The organism is Kitasatospora sp. NPDC028961 (assembly GCF_055564815.1).
In genome coordinates this window covers 534,888-541,787 of sequence record NZ_JBVHVO010000004.1, presented here as the reverse complement: position 1 = coordinate 541,787, position 6,900 = coordinate 534,888, and the positions used below count along the sequence as shown (strand labels likewise).

General features: G+C 76.1%; 7 protein-coding genes. 6 read left to right on the top strand and 1 reads right to left on the bottom strand.

What is annotated here, in order from left to right; all coding sequences use genetic code 11:
• Nucleotides 1–538 precede the first annotated feature (538 nt).
• Nucleotides 539–1,051, top strand: a complete 513-nt coding sequence (locus ACZ4UX_RS12380) for a universal stress protein (protein WP_465706592.1) — start codon at nucleotides 539–541, stop codon at nucleotides 1,049–1,051.
• Between the two features lie 101 nt (nucleotides 1,052–1,152).
• Here ACZ4UX_RS12380 and ACZ4UX_RS12375 read toward each other — a convergent pair whose 3' ends face one another.
• Nucleotides 1,153–1,428, bottom strand: coding sequence for a chaplin family protein (locus tag ACZ4UX_RS12375; RefSeq protein WP_465706591.1), 276 nt, complete (start codon nucleotides 1,426–1,428; stop codon nucleotides 1,153–1,155).
• Between the two features lie 329 nt (nucleotides 1,429–1,757).
• Here ACZ4UX_RS12375 and ACZ4UX_RS12370 point away from each other — a divergent pair, with 329 nt between their 5' ends.
• The 5 genes from ACZ4UX_RS12370 to ACZ4UX_RS12350 all read left to right on the top strand — a co-directional run bounded on the left by ACZ4UX_RS12370 (nucleotide 1,758) and on the right by ACZ4UX_RS12350 (nucleotide 6,612).
• On the top strand, nucleotides 1,758–2,045 hold the full coding sequence (locus ACZ4UX_RS12370) for a hypothetical protein (protein WP_329491211.1): 288 nt from the start codon (nucleotides 1,758–1,760) through the stop codon (nucleotides 2,043–2,045).
• Nucleotides 2,046–2,147: 102 nt separating this feature from the next.
• Complete coding sequence (gene pdxR / locus ACZ4UX_RS12365; protein ID WP_396487659.1) at nucleotides 2,148–3,692, top strand: MocR-like pyridoxine biosynthesis transcription factor PdxR; 1,545 nt, start codon at nucleotides 2,148–2,150, stop codon at nucleotides 3,690–3,692.
• Between the two features lie 255 nt (nucleotides 3,693–3,947).
• Complete coding sequence (locus ACZ4UX_RS12360; protein WP_465706590.1) at nucleotides 3,948–4,457, top strand: hypothetical protein; 510 nt, start codon at nucleotides 3,948–3,950, stop codon at nucleotides 4,455–4,457.
• Between the two features lie 130 nt (nucleotides 4,458–4,587).
• On the top strand, nucleotides 4,588–5,484 hold the full coding sequence (locus tag ACZ4UX_RS12355) for a DUF1963 domain-containing protein (RefSeq protein WP_465706589.1): 897 nt from the start codon (nucleotides 4,588–4,590) through the stop codon (nucleotides 5,482–5,484).
• Between the two features lie 162 nt (nucleotides 5,485–5,646).
• Nucleotides 5,647–6,612, top strand: coding sequence for a hypothetical protein (locus ACZ4UX_RS12350; protein WP_465706588.1), 966 nt, complete (start codon nucleotides 5,647–5,649; stop codon nucleotides 6,610–6,612).
• Nucleotides 6,613–6,900: the final 288 nt, after the last annotated feature.

Below are 6,900 nucleotides of genomic sequence, written 5' to 3'. Positions count from 1 at the left end.
TGAGTGCCGTGCGGACGCGGTTGCGGCGCTTGGTGGCGGTGGTGGTGGCGGCGGTGGTCTCGTTACGGAGGGTCATGCGGGTCCTTTCGGGGGGGGTGTGCGAGCGTGCGGAACCAGGCCCTGGGTGGGGTGGTTTCGTGTCGCGGGGGGTGGGGGCACCGGGTGCGGTGCGGGGTGGTGGTCCCTGCGGTGCGTGGTGGTCGGTGCAACGGGTTCGAAGTTACGGGGGTGGGGTGGGGGTTTCAAGGATTCGTAGGTTTGGGCTGGTGGGTGGGTGGTTACCGGGGGTATGGATCTAGGTATTGGGCTGTTTTGAAGGTGTTTGCCCCGTTTTTCAAGATCGTTTGGGGGGTGGGAGTGGTCCGGGCCACAGGTTCGGGGGTGTGAGGCCGGGCACATCGTCGACGGTGGGTGACGGGGTGTCGGCGGGGGGTGCGGATCGTGGGGGGTGGGGGTCCGGGGTCGGGTGGCGCGCACCACAGCCCTCACCCGACGTGCCCCGTCCGCTCACCCGGCGTGTCCGCCATAGCCTCTGGGCATGAGCAACGAGAGCGATGCAGAGGCCGTCGGCGGCGCCGAGGAGCCGGGGGCGGCGGTCGCGCCCGCCGGGTTCGAGCTGGGGACCGACGGGCCCAAGGTGATCCTGGCGGGGCTGGACGGTTCGGAGTCCTCGTGGCGGGCGACCGCCTACGCGGCCGGTCTCGCCCGGCGGCAGAACGCGACCCTCGCGGTGGCGTACGTCCAGCCCGTCCTCGGGGCGGCCACCGCGCTCGCGGGCGCGGCCGTCGGGGAGACCACGCAGGAGATCGCCGACGAGCTGCTGGCGGCGCTGCGCGAGGCGGAGCGGCGGCTGAGCGACGTCTGGCGGCTGGACTGGCGCTTCCTGACCCTCCGGGGCGACCCGTTCGCGGGCCTCGCGCGAATGGCGGACGAGCTGCGGGTGGACGCCGTGGTGGTCGGCGGCTCCGAGCAGGCCGGGCACCGGGTGATCGGCTCGGTCGCGGTCCGGCTGGTGAAGGCGGGCCGCTGGCCGGTGACCGTGGTGCCGTAAGGGGGAGGGGCGGGGGCCGGCGTTCGGCGGAGTCGGACGTGCGGAAGGGCTGCGATCCGGGTGGGACCGGACCGCAGCCCTTCCGGCTGTCGGGAGGTCGCTCAGCCGAGGATGCTGACGCCGTTGCCGCAGATGTTGATCGGGATGCTGATCGGGATCTGGATCTGGTTGCCGGAGAGGACCCCCGGCGAACCGGTGACGACGCCGCTGGCGTAGGCACCGCCGGTGTTGACGCAGGTGGTGCCGGAGGACGACTCGGCGGCGGCGGCGCTGTGCCCGACCCCGTCGCAGTCCCCCGCGAAGGCGGGGCCGGTGGATATGACGGCCAGCGCGGCGGTGAGACCGGCGGCGAGCAGGTACTTCCTGGTGTTGGTCATGCCGGTAGGAATAGCCAGCCGACACGCTGAACCGGACACGATCCGACCGGAGTGCCACCCGATCGGCGCTGCGATCCGACTCGGATGCAGGAACCGGGCCGGCCGGCCGTCACCCGAACGGCGGGCACCGGGCGCGAGCACCGCCGGGCCGCCGGTCCCGGTCCGGGGCCGGGCGCTGTCCCGGTCCGCGGTCGGGGCCGTGATGGGACGCCGGTCCCGTGCGTCCGGGACGTCCGCCGTCCGATGCTCGATGCGCGGGGCCGGTACGACGGCCCCGGGGCGTACCGCCCGACGACCCGCTACGGCTCACGCCACGCAAGGGAGACCGCATGTTCGCGCACTGGGGTACCTTCACCAAGAACGACACCCTCGGAGACTGTCTCGGCGTGGCCCAGAGCGCGCTGCAGCGCCAGGGCTTCCAGGTCTGGGACCTCGCCGGCGACGGCGACTACCAGGTGATCGGCGGCAACTCCGCCGTGATCGCCAACATCGTCTGCGTCCCGCAGTCCGGGAACATCTGGATCACGGTCAGCGCCTACTCCACCGACTCGGCGCTCGCCGAGCGGACCCGGAACGACGTCCGCACCTACATCGTCAACTCGGTCCGGATCGACTGAGACCGGCCGGTTCCGGCTGGGCCCCGGCGCGAGCCGGTCCGCGGGGCGGTGCCACCCGCCCGCCCTCGGGCCGGTTCGTACCCGGCGATAGGGTTCGGGACCATGACGGACACCCCGGTCGCACACCCCCGGAAGCCCGCCCGCCCGACGGCCGGGCCGAGACCTCGCCCGGCGGCGGCAGCGACGGCTGCGGCACCGGCGACGGCGACGCTCGTGGCCGGCCCGCCCGACGGCCCGGCCGGCAGTGACCTGCACCTCGAACTGCCCGCCACCGGCGGCCGCCGCGCCGCGCTGATGGCCGCCCTGCGCGAGGCGATCCGCAGCGGCCGGCTCGCCCCCGGCACCCGGCTGCCGCCGTACCGCTCGCTCGCCGCCGACCTCGGCATCGCCCGCAACACCGCCGCCGACGCCTACGCCGAGCTGGCCGCCGAGGGCTGGCTGACCGCCCGTCAGGGCTCCGGCACCACCGTCGCCGACCGGGCCGAGCCGGTCGCGGCGACCCGGGCCCGCCGGACGTCCCCGTCGCGCCGGCCCGCCCACGACCTGATCCAGGGCCGCCCCGACGCCTCCGCCTTCCCCCGCGCCGACTGGCTCGCCGCCGGCCGCCGGGCGCTCACCTCCGCGCCCAACGAGGCCTTCGGCCCGGGTGACCCGCAGGGCCGCCGCGAGCTGCGGGTCGCCCTCGCCGACTACCTGGCCCGGGCCCGGGGCGTGCGCACCGACCCCGAGCGGATCGTGGTCTGCTCCGGCGTCGCCCACGCGCTGCGGCTGCTGTTCGACGGCGCGGGTGCGGTGCTGGGCGGCCCCGCCGCCGGGCCGCTCGCCGTCGAGGCCTACGGGCTGGGCTTCCACCGGGCGCTGCTGGCCAGGGCGGGGGTGACGACGCTGCCGCTGCCGCTGGACGAGGACGGCGCGCGGATCGACGCGCTCGCGGAGCACCCGACGGTGCGCACGGCGCTGCTCACCCCGGCCCACCAGTTCCCGACCGGCGGCCCGCTGCACGCCGCCCGGCGCGCGGCGGTGATCGACTGGGCGCGCGGGAGCGGCGCGCTGGTACTGGAGGACGACTACGACGGCGAGTTCCGCTACGACCGCCGGCCGGTCGGCGCGGTGCAGGGGCTCGACCCGGAACGGGTGATCTACCTGGGCAGTGTCAGCAAGAGCCTGTCGCCCGCCCTGCGGCTCGGCTGGATGGTGCTGCCCGAGCAGCTGGTGGACCGGGTGCTGGCCGTCAAGGGCGAGCGGGAGGCCTGGGCGAGCGCGCTCGACCAGCTGACGCTCGCGGAGTTCATCGAGTCGGGCGGCTACGACCGGCACGTGCGGCGGATGCGCCGGCGCTACCGGGACCGCCGGGACCACCTGCTGGCCGAACTGGCCGTACGGGCGCCGCACATCGAGGTGTCCGGGATCGCGGCCGGCCTGCACGCGGTGCTCCGGCTCGCCCCCGGCACCGAGCGGTCCGTGCTCAAGGCGGCGGCCTACCGGGGGCTGGCCCTGGACGGGCTGGCGGACTACCGGCACCCGCTGATCGGGCCGGACGCGATGCCCGTGGCGGACGGTCTGGTGGTCGGCTACGCCACGCCGGCCGACCACGCCTACCAGGCGGCCGTCGCCGCGCTCTGCGACGTCCTGCCCGCCCCGCTCTGACCGGGGCGGCCGGCCCGCACGCTCCGGCCCGCACCCTCCGGCCCGCTCTGACCGGGGCGGGCGGCCCGCACCCGCCGGCCCGCACCCGCCGGCCCCGGGTGAGTGGTGCGGGCCGGAGGGTAAGGGGAAGGGCCGTGGCCGGAGGTGTCGTGGCGTAGTCAATGGCCCGCCGCGTCCGCTCCGCTGTCATATGCCAGTACGGGCCCGGGCGGAGGCCGGTGCCACGACCGGCGGCGCCGCCTAGGCTCACTGGTCATGCGCAGAACACATGTGAGCCGTCTCGGAATCGCCGCGATCCTGGCCCTCGTCGTCGGTCTGCTCCTCTCGGCCGCTCCCGCCCAGGCGGACACGCCGCTGCTCACGGTCGGCTCCGACCGGGCGACGGCGACCCCGGGCTCCGCGGTCACCCTGACGTTGACGCTGACCAACCCGCACGACACCCCCGTGCGGTTCGTCTACCAGTCCGTCCAGCCGACCTACCAGACCAGCCAGGTCCCCGGTCTGGCGTACGCCTTCTCGTCCTGCGGCGGGGCGGTCAGCGCGTGCGACACCGGCGGCACCAGCGGCTTGGTCCACCACACCGTGCCCGTCGCGGCGGGGGCCTCCACCACCGTGACGCTGACCTACGCCATCGCGGCCGGCTCGGCCTGCGGCGCCGGCACGCGGATCGACTTCTACACGTACCTCTACTACGAGTACCAGTCCGGCGCGGCCTCCGACTCCGGCATCTTCGACATCCCCGGCAACGAGGTCGTCTGCTCCTGACCCCGGCCGGTCCGGCCCGCTCGCGCGGGCACCCGTCCCACAGTCCCCCGTCAGGTGCCGGCCGCCCCCGTACCGGCACCTGACGGGCCTTTCGCGTGCGCTGTCGGACCCTCGTGACAGGCTTGCGCACATGGCCGAACCGCTGACCGATGCGACCGACCGCGCCGCCGCGAGCGCGCCCGCGGGCCTCCCCGCGCGCATGACCGCAGCCGCGAGCACGACCGCCGGGGCGGCCGGCTCCCCGGGCCGGTCCGCCGCCCACCCGGGGGAGCCGGGCCCGCGCGGGCTGCCCGTCCCGCCCGGTGTCGCCGAGGCGATCCGGGCCCGGGCCGACGAGCGGACGGCTCCGCTGGTCCACGGCCTGATGCGGCCCTCGCTGGCGCTCGCCGCCGGGGGCGACGGCCCGCCGGCCGGGGTGCTCGGCGGGCTGCCCGCCCTGCCGGCCGGCACCGGGTGGCCGGAGTTCGCCGGGCGCCCGATGCAGCTGCTGGCCCAGCTCGACTGCGCCGGCCTGGCGGAGGCCTTCCGCACCACCGGCCGGGGCGGTGACTTGCCGCTGCCGACCGCCGGGCTGCTCCTCTTCTTCCACGACGAGTGGCTCTCCGACTTCACCGGCCGTGGCTGCCGGGTCCTGCACGTGCCCGTGGGCGCACCGCCCGGACCGGCCCCGGCCGACGGCCCGGGCGCCCCCACCGTCCCGGCCGTCGAGGTCCGGGCCGAGTGGCGGCTCTCCGCGCCCTCCCACCAGGACCGCGAGCTGGAGAACGTCTTCCCCCACGACTTCATGATCGCCCTCGACCTCGCCGCCGACTTCCGCGACCACCTCGCCGCCCCCGGCGTGCGGGTGCTCGGCTGGTGCGACACCGACACCGGCCGCCCGGCGGGGCACCGGCCGCTGCTGCAGATCGGGAGCCGCGCCCTCGCGGTGGACTGGGGCGAGTGCGTCAACGTGTCGTTCTGGATCACCGACGAGGACTTGGCGGCGGGCCGCTTCGACCGCGTCCGGCACGGCTTCGAGGTCGCCTGAGCGGGCCGGCGAACGCCGCCCGGAGCGGGCCCGCCACCGCTGCCCGGGCGGGGCCGCCCGGCCGCCACTAGGCTGCTGGAAGAGGTGGGGGCACCCGCCCGCGACCGCCGGGGCCGCCCGGCCGAGCGGTCGGACCCCGATCGCCGAACCGGTGGGACGGACGTGGCAGCAGAGGGATCGGCGGCATTCGACGCGGCGGCGCCCGACGGCCCGGAGCCCCCGGTCGGCGAGCTGCTGCGCTCGGTCCGGGCCCACCCCTCGCTGCTGCCCGAGACCCTCGCCGTCTTCGCCGTCCGCCACCGCGGCCCCCGGGCCGCCCGCCGGGTCGCCGCGCTGCGGGCGGCCCACCCGGAGGCGACGCCGCAGGAGCTGGCCGGACTGGCGGTGACGCACGCCCGGCGGGTGAGTCAGAGCGAGGGCGCCTTCGTCGGCGGGCCGTTCATGGTGCTCATCCCCTTCGCGTTCTGCACCGCGCTGCTGGCCCAGGCCCAGCTGTTCCTCGAACTCGCCGCCCTGGCCGGGAGGGACCCGGCCGCCCGGCCCCGGGCCGCCGAGATCCTGGTGCTCCAGGGCGCCTACCCCGATGTCGCGGCCGCCGGGCGCGCCCTGGACACCGCGCCCCGGCCCTCGGGCGGGCGGCGGCGCGGGCTCTGGTCGCTGCTCCGGCGGATGGCCCGGCTGCTCGGGTTGACCAGTGAGGGGGCCGATCCGCCGCCCTCCCGCTGGCGGACGGCCGGCGGCTGGCTGCTGGTCCTGCTGGTCTTCCTGATCGGGCTGGTCGCACCGCTGGTCTGGCTGCCCTACATGGGCTTCTCCTACGCCCGGGCGACCGACCGGGTCGGCAGCCGGGCCGTCGACTTCTACTTCGGCGGTGACGTCGCCGGGGCCGCGCTGCGGCGGCGCCGGCGCCGCGCCGACCCGGCGACCGTCGCGGCCACCATCAGGGCGGGGATCTCGCTGGTCCTGCCGGTGGGGGCGGTGATCATGCTGCTACTCGCCGACATCCGGGTCGCGGGCAGCCGGTGGCCGCTGATGTCGATCATCCTGCTCGTGCTGTCCGTCCTGGTCGGCGAGGTCTGGTACCGCCGCCACCGCCGCCACCGGCGGGCCGCGGCGCAGGGCGGATGACGGGCCGCCGCCCGGGCGTCCGAGCGGCCGTCACCCGGCGCTTGGCCAGGTGTTCGACACGGGAACACCTGTGCCATCCGCTCGTGCGCCGCCCGGCGGCCCGCAGGCCCGCACGTCGCTCCGTTCGGGTGGAGGGGATCGTTCCGGTGGGCGGGCGATTCGCATGCACAGCAAGTCCGGGATCGGTGGGAGGAACGCACGGGATTCCAACCGCCAGGCGCATCAGATTCACCCTATCGGGGGGTGCTTTGGGGCCGTACGGCTTTGGCCGGGCGCGGGTGATCTAGG